A 527-nucleotide genomic window follows, 5' to 3' on the forward strand; every position below is an offset into this window, starting at 1 on the left:
GGCAATCTCACCTACTTCGACAACCGCAAGATGCGCCTTGCGCCCGAGCATTTCATGGCGTCAGGCGCGTTGCCGCCGGGCTTTCCCGCCGTCGAGATCGAAGGCGAATACTATTGGGACGGCGGTCTCGTGTCGAATACGCCGCTCACGGAAGTGCTGCGCGATTCCGATCACAAGGACACACTGGTTTTCCAGGTGGATTTATGGAGCGCGCTCGGCAATGCACCTGGCGATTTCCTGGACATCTCGGAGCGCGCCAAGGACATCCAGTATTCGAGCCGCACGCATGCAATCACCAACATGCTTGCCGAGCGGCAGAAGCATGCGCGCTTCATCAAGGAACTGCTCGAACACGTGCCCACCTCGGTGTTGAAAGCGGACCCGCTGTTCCGTTTAGCCGAAGAAGCCGCGGACGGCAGCGCAATCAACGTCGTGCATCTGATCTACAGGAACAAGCCTTACGAAGGGCATTACAAGGACTACGAGTTCAGCATGGACACGATGCTCGAACACTGGCAAAGCGGTCT

Annotated in this window: 1 protein-coding gene; it reads left to right on the forward strand. The window is 58.1% G+C overall.

Features of this window, described 5'->3' with window-relative positions:
- The coding region (locus BN2475_RS33170; protein WP_174642117.1) for a DUF3734 domain-containing protein at positions 1-527 on the forward strand (527 nt) is incomplete at both ends.

This window comes from Paraburkholderia ribeironis (assembly GCF_900019265.1).
Taxonomy (GTDB): Bacteria; Pseudomonadota; Gammaproteobacteria; order Burkholderiales; family Burkholderiaceae; genus Paraburkholderia; species Paraburkholderia ribeironis.